Genomic DNA, 18,200 nt, shown 5'->3' with positions numbered 1-18,200 from the left:
GAGAAAACACGGACGGGAGAGACAACCATGGCAGTCGACACGTTTTCGGGACACCCGGCGCACGCCCCCGGCTGGAAAAAGCTGGCAACAATGCGCGAAGCTGGGCTGATCGCAATAATCCTTGCCCTCTGCATCGTCATGAGTTTTGCCTCGCAGCATTTCCTGACGCTCGGCAATTTCCGGGCGATGCTGATGTCCTTCTCGGTCGAAGGTATTGTCGTCGTCGGCATGACCATTCTTCTGATCGTCGGCGGCATCGATCTGTCGGTCGGCTCGGTCGTCTGCTTTTCGATGGTGTTATCCGGATCGCTGTTCCTCATGGGAGTCGATCCGTGGACCGCTTCGCTGGCGGGAATCCTCGCCAGCGCTGTTATCGGCTGCATCATGGGCTTCTTTGTCACGGTGGTCGGGCTAAATCACTTCATCACCTCGCTTGCGGCCATGGTCATCGTCCGCGGCATTTGCCTGATCATCACCAAGGGCACTCCCCTGTCGCTCTTCACGCTGCCGCCAAGCTTTAAGGCAGTGGGACAGGGCACGTTTTATGGCGTCCCCTACGTCATCCTGATCTTCGTTGGAGTCGTCATCCTGTTCGACTTCCTGCTTCGCCGTGCAACTGCCTTCCGCAAAGTCTTCTACACAGGCAGCAACGAAAGAGCCGCGCTTTATTCAGGCATCAAGACGAGCCACGTGAAATTCTGGGTGACCGTGCTTTGCGCCACGCTGTCCGGCGTCGCGGGCGTCATCTATATGTCCCGCTTCGGTGCTGCCACCCCGACCTTCGGCGCCGGCATGGAGCTCAATATCATCGCAGCAGCGGTGATCGGCGGTGCCTCGCTCAAGGGCGGGTCGGGTACGATCCTCGGCGCGATCCTCGGCATCGCTCTGCTCTCGGTGGTAACGAGTTCGTTGATCCTGCTCGATGTCTCCGTCTATTGGCAGGACATGATCAAAGGATGCATTCTGCTTGCCGCCGTCTCCATCGATCATTTCCTGCATCAGCGTAAGGCTATCTGACATGTCGCTCAACAGGCCCATTGCCAAACCCAAATCCGTGGCGCGCGAGGAAGTCGTCATCGCACGCCAGATGCATCAGGCGCTGGTTCTGCATTTCCTCGAGGGGCTGACGCAAGCGCAGATCGCTGATCAGCTCGGGATCTCCCATGCCACGGTCAACCGCTTAATCAAGCGTGGTCGCCAGCTCGGTCTCGTCGAGATAAAGATCAAGTCGCCAGTCGAGCCGCTTGTCGACATGGAAGAGCAGCTTCTGGCGCTCGGCGGCATCAGCCGCGCCGTCGTTGTCCCGACTGTATCCGACAATCCACAGACCGCGCTCCAGGCCGTGGGCGAGGCGGCCGCCCGGCTGCTGTTGGAGGAGATCGCCGATGGTGACACGATCTGCATCACGGGCGGCAAGGGCGTCAGCGCCGTTGTCGCTGGCCTGCAACCGCCCCGGCGCTTCGATGTCGAGGTGATCCCGGCGACAGGCTGTGTCCAGGGCAAGCACTATACCGACGTCAACCACGTCTCGACGCTGATGGCCGATCGGCTTGGCGGCCGATCGTTCCAGATTCACGCGCCGCTTTTTGCCGACGACGCTGCCGAGCGGACAATGCTGATCAACATGCGCTCCGTCGCCGATGTCTTCAAACGGGCACGCGAGGCCAAGGTGGCGGTGGTGGGCATCGGTTCGATCCTGTCGGACGACTCCAGCTACTACGACCTGCATCCGTCGTCGAGCACCGACCGCGCGGCGATCGAGCGCTCCGGCGCCTCATGCGAATTGCTCGCGCATCTTCTGGACGATCAGGGCCAGGTCTGCGACTACAGCCTCAACCGTGCACTGGTGTCGCTGACGCTTCCCGAGTTTGCGTCAATCCCGACGAAGATCGGAGTGGCGAGCGGGCCGAACAAGGCGGGTCCGATCCTCAGCGTTCTGCGCGGCAACCACCTCGATACACTGGTGACGGACGAAGCGACAGGTGCGCGCGTCCTGTCACTCGCAAATAGCGAAGGGAAATGGGCATGAGCGGCGAGCAGGTGATGCGCGAGATCGGAAAGTCCGGCGTCTTGGCCTCGGCAGTGGGGCTGGGCACGTGGGCGATCGGCGGCTGGATGTGGGGCGGCACGGACGAGAAGGAATCGATTGCCGCGATCCAGGCATCGCTCGATGCCGGCGTGACGCTGATCGACACGGCACCGGCCTATGGGCTCGGCCGCTCCGAAGAAATCGTCGGCAAGGCGCTTTCCGGTCGCCGCGACAAGGCGGTGATCGCGACGAAATGCGGTCTGGTCTGGCATACGCAAAAGGGTGAGCACTTCTTCGATCAGGACGGAAAGCCGGTGCACCGGTACCTTGGCCGCGACGCAATCCTACATGAGGTCGAGAGCAGTCTGACAAGACTCGGCACCGACTATATCGATCTCTACATCACGCATTGGCAGGACTCGACGACGCCGCTCGAGGAGACGTTGCGAGCGCTCGAGGAGCTGCGTGCGTCCGGCAAGATCCGGGCGATCGGAGCGAGCAATGTCAGCCGGGCAGACCTGGAGACCTATGTCGCGCTCGGCGGGCTCGATGCGATACAGGAGCGTTTCAGCATGATTGATCGCGAGATCGAGACCCATCTCGTACCGCTGGCGAGGGCGAACCGCATTGCAACGCTCAGCTATTCCTCGCTGGCGCTCGGTCTGCTCTCCGGCACGATCGGTCCCGACCGCATCTTTGCCGGTGACGACCAGCGCAAGGACAATTCGCGCTTTTCGGTTTCCAACCGCGAAAAGGCAGCAGCCTTCGCGGCAGCGATCCGGCCCATTGCAGAGAAGCATGGCGCAAGTATCGCACAAACGGTGATCGCCTGGACGCTTGCGCAGCCCGGCGTGACCTTTGCCCTCTGCGGCGCGCGCAATGCGAACCAGGCGCTCGACAATGCCCGGGCCGGAACCATCAGGCTCGATAAGGACGACCTTTCGGTCGTCGACGCGGCCATATCGGCCAAACTGACGACCATGGACAGGTAGCGAGTCGCCATCATGAAACGGGAAGAAACATTGAACGGGCTCCGCCGAAGCCCGAAGGTGGACGTGTGCGTCGTCGGTGGCGGCATCAACGGCATCAGCGTCTTTCGGGAATTGGCGCTGCAGGGATTAAGCGTGCTGCTCGTGGAGAAGCACGACTATTGCTCCGGCGCCAGCGCCGCGCTGTCGCGCATGGTGCATGGCGGGTTGCGCTACCTCGAAAACGGAGAGTTCAGGCTCGTGCAGGAATCGCTTGTCGAGCGCGACCGACTGCTGCGCAACGCGCCGCATTACGTTGCACCGCTGCCGACGACAGTGCCAGTCTTCGATATTTTCTCCGGTCTTGGAAACGGCATCGCACGGTTCCTCGGCTTAACTCGTCGGCCGAGCCGTCGCGGAGCGCTCGTCATCAAGGCCGGCTTGGGCATCTACGACTTCCTGACCCGCAAGCGCGCCCTGATGCCACGACATCAATTTCGCGGACGCCGCACAACGCTCGAAAAATGGCCAGCGCTCAATCCAAATATCAAGAGTTCTGCCACCTATTTCGATGCCTGGGTCAGCCATCCGGAACGCCTGGGTATTGAATTGCTGCAGGATGGTCTCACGGAGCATCCGGGAGCCCGGGCGCTGAACTATGCGGATATCCGGCGTGACGAGGATGGCGGCTATTGGGTGACGGACCGGGTCGGCGGAACCGCTGTTAATGTCGAGCCAGGCCTTGTGATCAATGCGACAGGCGGCTGGATCGATATCACCAACAAGCTTCTGTTTTCGCCGGAAACCCCACCGGGTCCACTGATGGGTGGCACCAAGGGTTCCCATCTGATCATCGACAATGCCGAACTCCGCGAGGCTTTGGCCGGTCACATGATCTACTACGAGAACGAGGACGGGCGTATTTGCATCCTGTTTCCCTATCTCGGCAAGGTGCTGGTCGGCTCCACCGATATTCGTACCGACGATCCGGAAAGCGTGCGCTGCGAGGCCGACGAGCGGGATTACATTCTTCAATCGCTCGCCTTCGTGCTGCCGCATGTCGAAATCGGGCCCCAGGACATCGTTTTCCAGTTCGCCGGCGTTCGACCCCTGCCGGCCAGCAGCGACAGCGTTACTGGGCGAATCCCGCGTGACCATTTCTGCTCTCTTGTTGAGGCCGCCGCGGGAAGTCCGCCGGTGCTCTGCATGATCGGCGGCAAATGGACGACGTTCCGGTCCTTTGGCGCGCTCGCAGCCGATATGGCGCTGGATAGGCTGGGGCGTTCCCGTCAAGTTGAGACAACCGAGCGTCGCATCGGCGGCGGGCGCGGGTTTCCCACAGACGTCGCGGCGTGGCTATCCAAGCTGGCAGCCAGAACCGGGGTTGCCCCCGAGCGTTCAGCCCAGCTGTTCTCTCGCTATGGCACACAGGCCGAGATCGTAGCCAGCTTCATCGCCGCCGAACCGGACGCGCCGGTGCCGCAATCCAGCTATTCCGAGCGCGAACTCCTTTTCCTGATCCGCAACGAAGCCGTCGAACATCTCGACGATCTGCTCCTGCGCAGGACAGATTTGGCGGTCACTGGCGAACTCTCCTTGGAGATGACCGACACGGCGCTCGATCTGCTTGCCATGGAAAAGCAGTGGGTTCCCACGCAGCGCGCCTTCGAACGAACCCGTTTTCTCACACAGCTTCGCGACCGTCATGGCCTCAACGAAGGCATGCTTGCCGCAAGAAACCAAAAAAGGAGCAAAGAATGCGACACAACCGCAAGGTCCGGATGAACCGTCTGTTCGGCGGGGGCCGTTGCCTCGACGTGGCGATCGATCATGGCGTCTGCAACGAACCATCCTTCCTGAACGGGCTCGAGGACATGCCCACTGTCGTTAAGACACTGGTCGACGCCGCGCCCGACGCGATCCAAATGAACTACGGCCAGGCCGATCTCCTGCAGGACATATCCGGCAAGGACAAGCCGGCGTTGGTCATGCGCATCGACATGGGCAATCCGTATAACCGTATCCGCCACCGCGACATGTGGGCCGTGCTGCAAAACGAGACCGAACCGCTGATCGGTGCGCTCGAAATGGATGCTGCGTGCGTGGTCGTCAATCTCTTCATGCTCCCGGACGAGCCGGATCTGTTCCGCCAATGCGTTGGGAATATCTCCCGCGTCAGGGCCGATTGCGACCGGTACGGCATGCCACTGATGATCGAACCACTGGTCATGCAGCCGGTCACCGAAAAAGGCGGGTATATGGTCGATGGCGATGCCGACAAGATCGTGACGCTGACGCGGCTTGCCCGCGAGATGGGGGCAGATATCGTCAAGGCCGATCCGACGGCCGATCCTGAAGAGTTCCACAGGGTGGTCGAGGCGGCGCGATGCCCGGTTCTGGTGCGTGGCGGCGGCAAGGAGGATCTTCGCGCGGTGTTCGACAAGTCCGCGGCCTTGATGCGGCAGGGCGCAATGGGCATGGTCTACGGGCGTAACATCTACCAGCACGCCAATCCGAGCGCCGTCGTGCGCGGCCTGATGGCGATTGTGCATAAGGATGCAGGCGGCGAAGAGGCATTCGCTCTCTACCGGCAGGGTTAGGAGGAGTTCTTCATGGGAGAGTATCTGTTGGGGCTTGATGCCGGCAACACCGTCATCAAGGCGGTGATTTTCGACCGGCAGGGGAACGAAATCGCAACAGCGTCGGCGGAGGGGCATAGCGTTATGCCGTGTTCCGGTCATGTCGAGCGCGGGCTGGACGAACTCTGGGACAACGCGCGGCAGGTGATCCGGGCCTGCATCGAACAAGCAGGGATCCGGCCAGGCGAAATCGCCGCGATCGGATGTGCAGGGCACGGCAATGGTCTTTATGCGCTGGATCATGATGGCCAGCCGCTTCTCGGGATCCAGTCGCTCGACACGCGGGCGGCAGGGCTGGTGGAGGAATGGAAAGCTCAAGGTGTTGGGGATCGGACCTATCCAATCGGACAGCAAAGGCCATGGCCGTCGCAGACGCCGACGCTGCTTGCTTGGCTAAAGCGCCACCGGCCCGACATTTTTGCTCAGATCGGTACCGTCTTTCTCTGCAAGGACTTCATCGTCAACCGCTTGACGGAGCAGCGCGTCAGCGAGGTTTCCGACATGACCGGCTGCGGCCTACTCAATGTCGCGGCGCGTCGTTACGATCGCGACCTGATGGATGCCTATGGCCTGGGTGAATGCTTGGGACTTTTGCCGCCACTGATCGAGAGTGCCGATATCGCCGGGCATGTAACCGAGGCGGCGGCAGCGCGGACCGGCCTTGCGCCTGGCACGCCCGTCGTTGGCGGTCTGTTCGACGTCGTCGCCTCGGCCGTCGGTTCCGGGGTAACGCGTACCGGCGCCGCCTCCATCATCGCCGGTACCTGGAGCATCAATCAGGTGATTGTCGACCGGCCGGAACTCGATGGTCCGGTGTTCATGTCGTCAACCTTCGACCGGCACCGATACTTGGCGATCGAATCGAGCGCGACATCGGCGGCGAACCTTGAGTGGCTGGTGCGCGCATTCTTCGCGGATATCGAAACGACCGGCCGCTCGCCTTTCGATGTCTGTTGCGATCTCGCATCGGCCATCGAACCGGCGGGGGACGACCCGCTCTACCATCCCTTTCTCTACGGGGCCCAACAGGACGGAAACGCGCGCGCAGGCTTCTATGGCGTAGCTGGCTGGCATACGCAGGGCCACTTGGTTCGCGCCCTCCTCGAGGGCGTCGCTTTCGGCCACCGCCAGCATGTCGAGACGATGCGCAAGGCGGGCGCCGTCTTCAACGAGGCAGTGCTGTCTGGCGGCGGTTCGCGCAGCCTGCTCTGGCCGCAGATCTTTGCCGATGTGCTTGGAGTTCCCGTTTCCGTGGCGCAATCGAGGGAAACCGGCGCGTTGGGGGCTGCGATTGCGGCCGGGACTGGCGTGGAAATCTTTTCCGATTTCGCCGATGGTGCCGCTACAATGGTGCGCACCGAGCGGTTCTATCGTCCGAACGTCGCGCTTGAGGCGCATTATGCCCGGCGATACGACCTCTATCGGGACATCGCCGATGCCATGGCGCCGCTGTGGCGGCGGTTGACGGCGTTCGGGGCTACGGTATCAGGAGAAGTTGCGTGAACGGGCATGCGAATGAAACCGCCGTTGATGCGGGCTCTTACGATTTCATCATCGTCGGCGCGGGTTCCGCCGGCTGTGTGCTGGCAAACCGGTTGTCGGCCGATCCGGGGACGCGGATTTTGCTCCTGGAGGCCGGCGGAAGCGACCGCTATCACTGGGTGCATATACCGATCGGCTATCTCTACTGCATGGGCAATCCACGCACCGACTGGATGATGACGACGGCGGCGGAAGAAGGGCTGAACGGCCGCTCCCTGCCCTACCCGCGCGGGAAGGTGCTCGGAGGCTGCTCGTCGATCAACGGCATGATCTACATGCGGGGGCAGGCGGCCGACTATGACGGCTGGCGGCAGGCGGGCAACACCGGCTGGGGCTGGGACGATGTCTTGCCCTATTTCCTCAAATCGGAGGACAACTATCGCGGCAAATCCCGGATCCATGGGGCCGGCGGCGAATGGCGGGTTGAGAAGCAGCGGCTCTCCTGGCCGATCCTCGACGCCTTCCGCGATGCGGCCGAGGAACTCGGCATCGCAAAGACGGAGGATTTCAACGCGGGCGACAACGAAGGATCGGGTTACTTCGAGGTGAACCAGCGCGGCGGGTTGCGCTGGAACACGACGAAAGCTTTTCTGCGCCCGGCGATGAAGCGGCCCAACCTGCGTGTTCTGACCGGCGCCGAAACCGAGCGGCTGGAACTCGATCGCAGACGGGCAACGGGCGTTCGCTTCCGGGTGAACGGCCAGCCGCATATCGCGTATGCCAATCGGGAAGTGATCCTCTCGGCAGGCGCGATCAATTCGCCGAAGGTCCTGGAGCTTTCGGGGATCGGTCGCCCGGACGTTTTGTCAAATACCGGCATCGATGTCGGCCATGAACTGCCCGGCGTCGGCGAAAACCTGCAGGATCACCTGCAGATTCGCACCGTGTTTCGCATCGAAGGCGCTAAGACGCTGAACCAGCTCTATCACAACCTCTTCACCCGGGCCGGCATGGGGCTGGAATATGCGTTCAGGCGCTCCGGGCCACTGTCGATGGCACCGAGCCAGCTCGGCATCTTCGCCAGGAGCGATCCCGCCGTGGCGACCGCCGATCTCGAATATCACGTGCAGCCGCTCAGCACCGATCGCCTCGGCGAGCCGCTACACCGTTACCCGGCCGTCACCGTTTCCGTCTGCAACCTGCGGCCGGAAAGCCGGGGAACGGTACACATCACCGGCCCGGACGTGTCGGCACCGCCGGAAATCCGGCCCAATTACCTGTCGACTGCCGGCGACCGGATCGTCGTGACAAAAGCGATCCGTCAGGCCCGCCGGTTGATGGCGGCGAAAGCGATCGAGAAATACCGGCCGCAGGAGATGCTGCCGGGCACGGAGTTCCAGAGCGACGAGGAGCTCATCCGGCGGGCAGGCGATATCGCGACGACGATCTTTCATCCCGTCGGCACCTGCAAGATGGGCAGCGATACGAGGGCGGTCGTCGATCCGCAGTTGCGCGTTCACGGGATTGGGAACCTGCGGGTGGTCGACGCGTCGATCATGCCGGCGATCGTTTCGGGCAACACCAACTCGCCGGTCATCATGATCGCGGAGAAGGCGGCGGCGATGATCGCCGGCGGAGGCTGATTTCCGCTTCGCGTAGCGTCGGAGGGACAGCAAGTACAACAGGACTTCAGCTATCTCCTATCAGGGCACGCTTCGGCGCATCGTTGCGCCGATCGCCAATCATGTCGAGATCCTTCTGCTGGAGGTCTGCCGGGCGCACGCCGTCGATCACGCGGGGATCAATCCTGGTGGGTCCTCGGACCGATGGCTGACAGAAGAACCTGATCACGCAGGCGCATTGTCGGGCGAGATTCTCCACACCCTTGAACCAGCGAAGACCTACCACTTCGGATCCACCTTCCTTCGAAAGAGCAAGGGAAACTGACCCGCCCTATGGGGATTTAAACGCCATGTAGCAGTGTCCCACCGTGACCAGCCAGCCGGGCGACGAAGGTGCATATGTCACGCCGTAGTTTAAGGCGCGTTATGGCTCCGGAGTATTCAACTAGAACCCGCGCATACGCTTTCTGGTGTCCGAAGGGTATTCATGGTAGGTCGTTCGGTAGGCAGTGGCAAACCGCCCGAAATGAAAGAAGCCCCATTTCAGACAGATTTCCTTCATTGTCTGACTATTCTGGGGATCAAGCAGGTCCTGTCTCACTGCGCGCAGGCGCAGCGTGTGAAGATAAGCGGCAGGTGAGGTATCCTTGAAAGTACGAAAGCCGGTCACAAGTGACCGGACGGATACCCCGGCTGCTTCAGCCACCATTGGCATGGTGATCGGTTGACTGATATTGGCCTGCATGAACTCGATCGCTCGGCGGATATGTCGCGGAGTGATCGAGCACGGCTTCTTGTCCAGCAAATGCGATAGCCGGTGGGGCACCAGACGCACCACCAGGTCGGCCAGCGCCTGGGTCATGTGCGCCATGGCAATTGGCGATTGCAGCAAGGGGCCATTGTTGCGCATGCCGCCAATGATGGTTTCCGTGAGACTGCCGATGGTCTTGCCAGCCGCTGTAGACAAGTCCAACTCAGGCAGAAAGTCGAGCGGCCCGTCAACAGGTATCTCAAAAGTCTGGCCGACTGCCTGCCGGATGACGGACCAGTTGATCAGAAGCTCATCTACCAGGTTTGGTTCCCCGTGCATTATGACGCTGTCGGGCTCGAAATTGTTATAAAGAAGTAATTTCCCGTGGCCCGCCTCGGACCTGCGAGATCCATAGGTCACGCCCATCCCGCCGCTTCGAGGCACAACAATTGACAGATATTCTGCCGTATCGGGAGTAGGCTCAATTTGGAACTGAAAATCGGCCTGATGATAACCAGTGATCAATACGGCACTTTCAGCTGTCGAAAGATCGATCCCCCAACGGAAGTTCTGGATTTGATTGACAGGGGAAGCATCAAATGTGCCAAACGCGGTACCGAGCGTTTCGATCATGCTGTCGAACGATGAACCGTGAAACGAGAATTGCGAATTGCTGTTTTCTGACATGCGATTTCCGATTTTTTATCCTCGACGCATACGACAACGACTGGACCGGAGAGATCCTCCAGGATCTTTCCCCCTCGCCTCGGTCAGGGCAATGACGATCGCATCGGTTATGTGACGCCAGTCCACTACGCGGACCTTCGCGTCAACGCGTTCGGATTTAATGTAAATGACGTCTCCACCGATGCCAAGACGACACGATCGAGAACAAGTGGGCGTTCAGAAGACATCAGAAGGAAATAATGGCGGCCATCGCGCTGTTGGACCTACACGCCCCGGGAGCGGCCGTTCCTGTCCCCTTCGAACCTCGAGAAGAATTTGCGGAACGATGCCGATTTTCGACAAAGCTCATTCGTCGTTTGCGAGATCCACCCGGGATAATCCGGCCTTAGCCTTCAAGAAAGTCCTCAACCTCACGATCCACTACTGCGCATCTTGGAGCGCGCCGGGAGGGCCCGGTATTGACATCGACAGGGTGGGGCCCGAGGGCTGCGCACAGCCGCGCGCCCTGGGTGTGTTGAGTCGCTTCCTCGGGCTATGGAAGTTCGATCTCGCCGTCCACTACGTGGTTGAGGCCAGTGCCTTCCGCCGTCAGCGTCATGCGCACCTTCAGCATCTTGCCGTCAGCCCGGCCTTCGCGCACCGTCTCTTCGATCTTGCGTTGCGAAGTCACGCCCACTTCCTTGAGGAACTTGCGGATCGACATGTTGAAGCCGTCTTCGCTCATGGCGGAACTCCTTTGTCTTCAAAGGAGATTGTAACGGAAGGCGAATGATCAAGGAAGCAAGACCGTCACGCGCTGTGCTATCGAAAAACCCTGAGCCCGGTGGAGACATCGGGGTCTTTGAACCGATCGGTTCTGGGTTTTTACGTTTCAACGGCCCAGGACGCTGCTGCCGCTGTGACATCCAGCCATGACTATTGGTCGATGAGTTCCGTGTGCCGGTCCAGCCAAGGGTGATCTCGGTGCCTTCACTGCGTGTTACGAGCGCGGGTTCGATCGGTGTCTTGATGGAAAGCCGAAGCTCAAAAGCAGGGTCGTGCCGGTCGCAAAATCAGGCGTCAATCGCGGCATTCTTGGCTGCTGGAAGACCAAAATGTCAGCCACACCAATGACTGGTAGTGGGCGACGAATATCCTGAAACTGTGTAAGAATTGGAAACAGTTTGTGACTAAGTGGCTTTAAAAACTACAGTTTTCAGCTTGCCGCGGAAAGAGACTTGTCGGATATTTGCTCCAACTTGAGGGAACCGTCATGATCAGAATGATTGAAGACCCCGCCGAACTGGCCGGCCAGGACATTACGGGCAAATATATTTTACGGAAGCTGAACTACCACTGGTTTGCCTATGGCAAGGCTGGAATCGTTACCGCTTGCAAGGGAACAATACTGCATATCGACCGTGAGGAGACGGTTTATTCCGAACGTTGGGGACGCCGCGCCTATACCGGTACCGGGAAGCGCTATCCCGGCGGCGTCTGTCCAATTTCAGCAGTTGCCTGCATTTGCGATACGCCGGATGATGTGAACGCCGTCATACAGCTCGATATCGAGGCGCAGGACGAATTCTATCAGCTCATCGCCAAGGCGGAGGCCAAGGTGCACGCGCTCGCTTCGTCCTCACAGAACAGTTTGTTTCTAGTAGCCGCTGAATGAAAGTGTGGATCGGAACTGCGGACCCCGCAGCTTGGTCAGCTTGAAGCGAAACGCTCGGAACCGAATTAGCCGTGCCCCGCGGAGGAACGGGCCGCTGCGCCTTCCCTCTGCTTCGCCACAAGCCCTCGGACGGGGGTTCCGCACACGGACGCGGTCGACTCGCCGATCATCGGCGGCACCTCGGGCGGCCGACGGCCCGTCCCTGTAGGACCTCAATTACGAGGCCCACCTGGCGCTGGGCTTCAAGCCCAATCGCCTACAATATCGAGTGCGCGCTGACCGATCTGGCGACATCACCGCTCGCCGCGGCCGAGTCAAGCGTGGCGGACACGATCCCTGAAGGCATGATCGAGACGATCGCCGCGACGATCCCTCACCTGCTCTCCCAGTCAATCTGCAGGAGAGTGAAATCCGTGGTATCGGCGTCTCTATCCCGGGTGAAATCGATCCCGCCAGCGGTATCTGCATGCAAAGTCCGCGCTTCGGCTGGAAGAACCTGCCATTTGCCGAGATGCTGGCCGAACGCGTCCACCTTCCGGTGTGGATCGATGACGATGCGAACGCCTTCGCTGTGGCACAGAAACTGTCCGGCGTCGGCCGGGATCACCCCAACTTCACAGCCCTTGCAATAGGTGCGGGTTTCGGCTGTCGCTTGTGAGCAAAGGTGAGATCCACCACGGAAGCCATTGCGCCGCTGGCAAGACAGGATATCACCTCAGTTCCAAATGGGATGGCGCATGCAGCCGAACCCTACATGTTGGACGAATGGAAAACCGGACAGGCTCCGCGACAAGCCGCGCTGCGTTTGCCGCCTCTGTCGAACACAAGAGATGGCTCTTTCTATACTATCGGACTGCGGTTCGCGGATCGGTCGCCACCTGGCCGACGTGGTCAACTTGTTCGACCCGGAGATCATCGTCGTCGGCGGTGAAGCCGTGGAATTCGGTGATGCGCTTCTCGCTCCGATTCGCAGGACGATGGAGGAATTCGCCTTCTTCAACAACCCGGAACTCATCCCCGATTGGGTTCCGGGTTCATGGGCACGGGGCGCTGCCGCACTCGCCACGCAGAACATTTTCGAATTCGAACGCTCGCCGAGTCGTTGATCCGCCCAACCGGCATGATAGCCGATGTGAGCGCTTTGAGCTTTGAAGACGAGCATAACCGCACCGCCCGTGGTACTTACAAAACGAACGATAATTGCGAAAGCCCGCTGCTGGCGCTCTCCCTGACATGAGGGAGCGGTGCCCGGCCAGCCTTAAGGGCTTGTCATTTCGCAAATGGGCGCGGTTTCCTCGATCGGCTTTTAGCATGGCGCGACAATTCCGTCTGCCCCGAAGGTTCCCAGACACACGTTTGGCAGTCAAGCCGACGGGGCCGGGGTTTGCCCCCTGCCCCACCCGAACTCTCACGTGCATTTCGGCTCTGGAAGGGCCGCTGGCGCGACATGGAGGGTGTCGCCAGTACATCCTTCACCTTGCAGGCCGTTTCGCGCTGTACGGCGCTTTATTTTGAGTATAAAAACTACCTGCAATGGATGGATTTTTGACGCACTTCGTGTTTGTACAAAAGACCTCGGTCACCAGGACGCCAAAATGACCCAAGCCGGCCACCTCCCCCCTGCCCTGCCCAGAAGGCTGATCGGATATGCCCGCCTCTCGATCGAAGATCAGTCCAGTGATTGCCAAGTGGATGAATTGCGGGCGGTCGGTTGCCACCGTGTCCACCAGGAGCATGGCCCCGGCGCAGGAGGCGCAAGACCTGTTCTTGCGAGGCTGCTGCGGGACCTCGTTCCTGGCGATGTTCTTGTCGTCGTCCGCCTGGATCGGCTGGCACTGTCGGTGAGCCACCTACTTGACGTCATCGGAGACCTTGAAAAGCGTGGCGTGGATTTCCGCGCCCTCCGCGATCCGATCGACACCGCAACGCCACAGGGCAAGCTGGCTGTCCAGGTCCTCGAAACTGTCGCTCGCTTAGAGCGCTCGCTTATCGCGGAGCGGACAAAGGCCGGCATGAAGGCCGCCAAGGCCCGGGGGCGACTTGCGGGAAATCCCGGTCTGCGGGAACGCAGACCGGACGCTGTGCGAGCGGTCGCGGCGGCACGTGACCGCGCCTATCTCGACGAATTGACCTCATCAGCGCAAGTGTGGCTGCCGACTGTCCGGGATCTACGGCCCCAGCACAGCTGGGAGGATGTCGTCCGCATTCTCAAGCGCAAGGGGCTCGACTGGACCGTCGAACGATTGCGGCGTGCGGTGCATCGCATGGTGCGCGAGCGTCTCGCCGAGCCGGAGTTGATCAAGCGCTCTCCACGGCGCCCGCCCGAAGATCGCCTGATGAGACTCGTCGCTGGAATCGCGATTGCCGATCCTGATCTCTCCTTGCGTGGGATTGCAGCCCAGCTGGAACAGATGCACGAGCGCCCACCGCGCGGTGGTCGCAAATGGCAACCTTCCTCCGTCAGAGCCCTGTTGGACGACGCACGTCGTTTGGGACTGGTTCGTTCGCGCGGGGGTGACGCATAACACCCGGCAGCACCCGATCCTGTGGCCGCCACCCTGGTCGGGAAAGTTAGCGGTCGATCCGTACATTATTTGCGGTGAGAGGTATCAAGCCAAGCGAGGAATTGACCCTTGGGCGACACGCCAAACTGCTGAAGCACTGCCGCCTTGTGCCAAACGAGGAGAGATCGATGGGAATCGAGATATCAGCGCATCCTGAATGATCGCGAACGATGCGGGGCGGGAAAATGCTTCAGGCTGATGAAGTCGTTCGATGCGGCTCCACGACCTTGGTGCCAAGTGCCACTCAAAGGAATTTGGATGCGTCCGCAATACGGTGCGTCGATATTTACGGGGAAGGTGGTGCCGTTCCTTTCAAGAAGCCAGTTCGGGTAGTGCGTTAACGGGCTGGGCGATTGGGTACGAAAGCGCTTCTTCCGCCATAATGCCAAATGCGAGAGCGGTCCGGCTCCCCTCTTGACGTTTGTGCGCACGGTTCGAACTTAGCGGGTCTTGCCGAGCTCCCCCGGCAGGGTCAAGCTCCTTGCTGAATTGGGGGGAGATGCCTATGCTCTTGCGCAATCGGCCGGACGCGAGAGCTTGCTACGCATCGACGGAGCTGGGACCGGCCGGAATGGAGCCATCGGTATCTACGGGGGGCTCGTCGGAACCCGATTGCGTTGCTCGGGCCTTGCCTCCCCATCCGGTCCCGACTGTTGTACAACAGATGCCGTGGTTGCGTGCGTGAAAGCCGAGATGAAGAATATAAAGCGGACCAGGACCACATGTTGCCAGTAGCGCGATCAGTTCCAGGAGAAAGCACCCAGCAGCCCGCTCAAGCCTCTGACATCTCAAGCACCCCTGCGGATCTCGCGGGCGCCCGGAACTCTGTCCGCACATCCTCGTCGGACAACACGCGGCGCGCTTATGCCGGTGACTGGAAGCATTATGCTGCCTGGTGTCGACGCCAGAGCTTAGCCATCCTGCCTCCGGATCCCAAGATCGTCAGCCTGTACCTCACCGCCTGCGCGTTGGGAAACGTGACGGGAGACAAGAAGCCCAACTCGACCTCGACGATTGAGCGCCGCCTCTCTTCGCTCAGTTGGAGTTACGCCCAGCGAGGCCAGCCGCTGGATCGTAAAGATCTCCAGATCACCACCGTCATGGCCAGGATCCGCAACACCCGTGCAAAGCCGCCTGCCCGGAAAGAAGCGGTAAAGCAGGAGGACATCATCGCTATGCTCGAGACCCTCGATCGGGGGAGCCTAAGGGGCATCCGGGACCGAGCCATACTGCTGATCGGCTTTGCCGGTCGTCTGCGGCGCTCCGAAATCGTTGGCCTTGACGTCGACAAGGATCAGACACACGACGGTCGGGGTTGGATAGAGATTCTCGACAAGGGACTGCTGGTCACAGTTCGCGGGAAGAACCGCTCTCGCTCTATCGAGATCACCCGTGGTCCATCGGATGCCACCTGCCCGGTCGCCGCACTGGAGATGTGGCTCAAGTTCGCCAAGATCAACCACGGCCCAATCTTCCGGCGCGTGACCGGTCAAGGCAAGTTGGCGGGATCCCGACGGCTGAACGATCAGGAGGTGGCCCGCCTCGTCAAACGGACGGCCCTGGCCGCCGGCATGCGCGGCGATCTTGCCGAGCACGAACGAGCACGGAAATTCTCCGGGCATTCGTTACGCGCCAGCCTCCCTTCCCTGACCGACATTGATGACGGTAAGGCGTAGGACCATCCGGCCCTTGCCCGTCAAGTCGCGTGAAAAGCCAGTATCCGCAACACAACCCAAGCCAGGCGGACCAGCCGCAGCGACAGAGCCGTAAGATCTCGCTCGGACCGGAGCGAAGGTTCCGCCTCCTGCCGGACCTGGGCGAGCCGGGCTGCGAACACGATGACGCTCCCAAATTTACGGCGGCCGGTAACTAGGACAGGATCGAAACACCATCGACGCCGATTGCCCATGAGCCCTTCATGGGGGAGGGGCCGATGTGCGACCCCATCCTCCGGCGAGCTCGGCATTGTGGCGCCGCTTGCTTCCGCTGCCTGATGCCGGCAACCACGGACAAGGCTGTGCATCTGTTGCCCCTCCCTTGCAAGCCGCCCTATCCGGTCCAGGCTGACGGGCAGAAAACAGCAAGCTTCGCCGAGAGTTATTGCGTGCGGGTCTTGGGCAGGCGCATTTCGGAAGAACACCAAGACGTAAACGCCGACAGCCGGAAAACGGAAGAGGGCGAAATGCGTGGAAACGCTGCACGGAACATCCTCAACGGACCTCGTCAAAGCGCATCGCCAGGGGCATTGCGACCACACTTAACACAAGATCGCCGCGGTCAGGGCGCAGGTCTTCAGCGGCGCGGGCGGCCATCGCCTTGTCAGCCGGACACGTAGGACCGACAAGAGGCGGGAGACGGAAACGCCGGGGCTGTGTAAAACGATGGAGCCGACTCCACCACGGCGCGGGAATCGGATAGGTCCTCTCAAGAGTCTCAGTTGTACATGTACAACGCAGGTGTGGGCGCCGCTTTTCCAGGCAAAATGATTAACCGCCTGTTAATGAAAAACTCTTTGCCACGCGATTTAGAATCGGGTCTATTGCCATCAGCGCTTTTTGAGCGCTTCGCCGGTAATATGCGCAGATTTCATCCCCGAGGCAACGATGTTGAACATGGCAAACAACCAAAAGAGCAGCAACCTGCGCTCCCTCATTTCGTCTGACGCGGATGAGCTGTCGCGCCAGCTCCAGGCCCACCAGCACCGCACATTCCCTCCGACGGCCCTCAAGACCATCCGTCAGTTCACGCCTGCCGAAGCGGCTGACTTCATCGGCATCCATCAGGGCTACCTTCGCCAGATCGTCGCCGACGGCCACGGCCCGGAGCCATTGGCCAATGGGCGACGAATGTATTCCGTTCAGGATATCGAGAATTTGCGCCAAATCCTCGATGACGGCGGAAAGGGACCTCGAAAATACGTTCGCCACCGCCGCGACGGAGAAAAGTTGCAAGTCGTCTCCGTCATGAACTTCAAGGGGGGATCCGGCAAGACGACGACATCGGCACATCTTGCCCAGTTTCTCGCCTTAAGAGGATACCGCGTTCTGGCCGTGGATCTGGATCCCCAGGCGTCCCTCTCGGCGCTCTTCGGTCACCAACCCGAGCTGGATGTCGGCGAGAACGAGACCATTTACGGTGCAATCCGCTATGACGAAGCGAGGCGGGACATCACCGAGATCGTCAGAGCAACCTACACGCCAAACCTGCACGTCATACCGGGCAATCTCGAACTCATGGAGTTTGAGCACGAGACGCCCAAAGCACTTGCGGCGCGCCAAAGTACGGATTCGATGTTCTTCGCAAGGATCGGCGAGTGCCTGGCCGAAATCGAGAGTGCGTACGATATCGTTGTCGTCGACTGCCCGCCACAACTGGGCTTCCTCACTCTGTCGGCCCTCTGCGCGGCAACGGCCGTTCTCATAACCGTGCATCCGCAAATGCTCGACGTCATGTCGATGAGCCAGTTCTTGCATATGACCGGCGACCTGCTGCGCGTGGTCGAAAATGCCGGCGGGACGATGGATTACGACTGGATGCGCTATCTCGTCACGCGCTTTGAACCCAACGATGGCCCGCAGTCGCAGATGTCGGGCTTCATGAAATCAATTTTTGGCAATCGGCTCCTGGAGAATGCGATGGTGAAATCAACCGCCATTTCCGACGCCGGCCTGACCAAGCAGACCCTTTACGAAGTTGACCGCAGCCAGTTCACGCGAGGCACGTATGACCGCGCTCTCGACTCGCTTACAGCGGTGAACTCTGAAATCGAAGACCTCATCAAGCAGACTTGGGGGAGGAAGTAAC

At 60.5% G+C, this 18,200-nt stretch carries 15 protein-coding genes and 1 pseudogene; 14 read left to right on the top strand and 2 right to left on the bottom strand.

Features of this window, described 5'->3' with window-relative positions; all coding sequences use genetic code 11:
* Positions 1 to 27: 27 nt before the first annotated feature.
* Genes A3AY_RS0113460 through A3AY_RS0113430 form a run of 7 tightly spaced genes read left to right on the top strand, consistent with a single transcriptional unit; the run spans position 28 to position 8,761 of the window.
* The gene (locus A3AY_RS0113460) at positions 28 to 1,017 is read left to right on the top strand and encodes an ABC transporter permease (protein WP_018326187.1); all 990 of its coding nucleotides are present in this window, start codon (positions 28 to 30) and stop codon (positions 1,015 to 1,017) included.
* Position 1,018: 1 nt separating this feature from the next.
* Positions 1,019 to 2,029, top strand: coding sequence for a sugar-binding transcriptional regulator (locus A3AY_RS0113455; protein WP_018326186.1), 1,011 nt, complete (start codon positions 1,019 to 1,021; stop codon positions 2,027 to 2,029).
* Positions 2,026 to 3,021 (top strand): aldo/keto reductase, encoded by a 996-nt coding sequence (locus tag A3AY_RS0113450; RefSeq protein WP_018326185.1) that lies wholly within the window; start codon positions 2,026 to 2,028, stop codon positions 3,019 to 3,021. Before A3AY_RS0113455 ends, A3AY_RS0113450 begins: the two co-directional genes overlap by 4 nt.
* A 12-nt stretch (positions 3,022 to 3,033) precedes the next feature.
* Positions 3,034 to 4,782, top strand: coding sequence for a glycerol-3-phosphate dehydrogenase/oxidase (locus tag A3AY_RS0113445; protein ID WP_026203407.1), 1,749 nt, complete (start codon positions 3,034 to 3,036; stop codon positions 4,780 to 4,782).
* A complete protein-coding gene (locus tag A3AY_RS0113440) occupies positions 4,755 to 5,597 on the top strand; it encodes a class I fructose-bisphosphate aldolase (protein WP_018326183.1) in 843 nt (280 codons plus the stop codon). The genes A3AY_RS0113445 and A3AY_RS0113440 overlap by 28 nt, the downstream gene beginning before the upstream one ends.
* A gap of 12 nt (positions 5,598 to 5,609) precedes the next feature.
* Positions 5,610 to 7,139, top strand: a complete 1,530-nt coding sequence (locus A3AY_RS0113435) for an FGGY-family carbohydrate kinase (protein ID WP_018326182.1) — start codon at positions 5,610 to 5,612, stop codon at positions 7,137 to 7,139.
* On the top strand, positions 7,136 to 8,761 hold the full coding sequence (locus A3AY_RS0113430; protein ID WP_018326181.1) for a GMC family oxidoreductase: 1,626 nt from the start codon (positions 7,136 to 7,138) through the stop codon (positions 8,759 to 8,761). Before A3AY_RS0113435 ends, A3AY_RS0113430 begins: the two co-directional genes overlap by 4 nt.
* A gap of 424 nt (positions 8,762 to 9,185) precedes the next feature.
* Here A3AY_RS0113430 and A3AY_RS0113420 read toward each other — a convergent pair whose 3' ends face one another.
* Together A3AY_RS0113420 and A3AY_RS0113415 are read right to left on the bottom strand one after the other, a co-directional pair.
* Positions 9,186 to 10,178, bottom strand: a complete 993-nt coding sequence (locus A3AY_RS0113420) for an AraC family transcriptional regulator (protein WP_018326179.1) — start codon at positions 10,176 to 10,178, stop codon at positions 9,186 to 9,188.
* A gap of 532 nt (positions 10,179 to 10,710) precedes the next feature.
* Positions 10,711 to 10,902 carry a DUF6494 family protein gene (locus A3AY_RS0113415; RefSeq protein ID WP_018326178.1) on the bottom strand — a complete coding sequence of 64 codons (192 nt, stop codon included), beginning with the start codon at positions 10,900 to 10,902 and terminating at the stop codon, positions 10,711 to 10,713.
* Between the two features lie 528 nt (positions 10,903 to 11,430).
* Here A3AY_RS0113415 and A3AY_RS0113410 point away from each other — a divergent pair.
* From A3AY_RS0113410 to repA, 7 genes and pseudogenes are all read left to right on the top strand, one after another.
* Positions 11,431 to 11,832 carry a hypothetical protein gene (locus A3AY_RS0113410; protein WP_018326177.1) on the top strand — a complete coding sequence of 134 codons (402 nt, stop codon included), beginning with the start codon at positions 11,431 to 11,433 and terminating at the stop codon, positions 11,830 to 11,832.
* Between the two features lie 394 nt (positions 11,833 to 12,226).
* Positions 12,227 to 12,490 carry an ROK family protein gene (locus tag A3AY_RS41485; protein WP_083925965.1) on the top strand — a complete coding sequence of 88 codons (264 nt, stop codon included), beginning with the start codon at positions 12,227 to 12,229 and terminating at the stop codon, positions 12,488 to 12,490.
* Positions 12,491 to 12,662: 172 nt separating this feature from the next.
* A complete protein-coding gene (locus tag A3AY_RS37055; RefSeq protein WP_026203405.1) occupies positions 12,663 to 12,938 on the top strand; it encodes an ROK family protein in 276 nt (91 codons plus the stop codon).
* Between the two features lie 489 nt (positions 12,939 to 13,427).
* Positions 13,428 to 14,357 (top strand): recombinase family protein, encoded by a 930-nt coding sequence (locus A3AY_RS0113395; protein WP_026203404.1) that lies wholly within the window; start codon positions 13,428 to 13,430, stop codon positions 14,355 to 14,357.
* 209 nt (positions 14,358 to 14,566) lie between these two features.
* A pseudogene (locus A3AY_RS40545) lies at positions 14,567 to 14,792 on the top strand (IS21 family transposase); the annotation flags it as partial.
* 326 nt (positions 14,793 to 15,118) lie between these two features.
* Positions 15,119 to 16,072 carry a tyrosine-type recombinase/integrase gene (locus tag A3AY_RS0113390; RefSeq protein WP_018326175.1) on the top strand — a complete coding sequence of 318 codons (954 nt, stop codon included), beginning with the start codon at positions 15,119 to 15,121 and terminating at the stop codon, positions 16,070 to 16,072.
* 927 nt (positions 16,073 to 16,999) lie between these two features.
* Entirely contained in the window at positions 17,000 to 18,199 is a 1,200-nt protein-coding gene (repA, locus tag A3AY_RS0113380; RefSeq protein WP_018326173.1) for a plasmid partitioning protein RepA, read from the top strand.
* The last annotated feature ends 1 nt before the right edge of the window (position 18,200 follow it).

The organism is Rhizobium giardinii bv. giardinii H152, assembly GCF_000379605.1.
In the GTDB taxonomy this organism is placed as follows: Bacteria; Pseudomonadota; Alphaproteobacteria; order Rhizobiales; family Rhizobiaceae; genus Pararhizobium; species Pararhizobium giardinii.
This window is presented reverse-complemented; position numbering and strand designations above follow the sequence as displayed.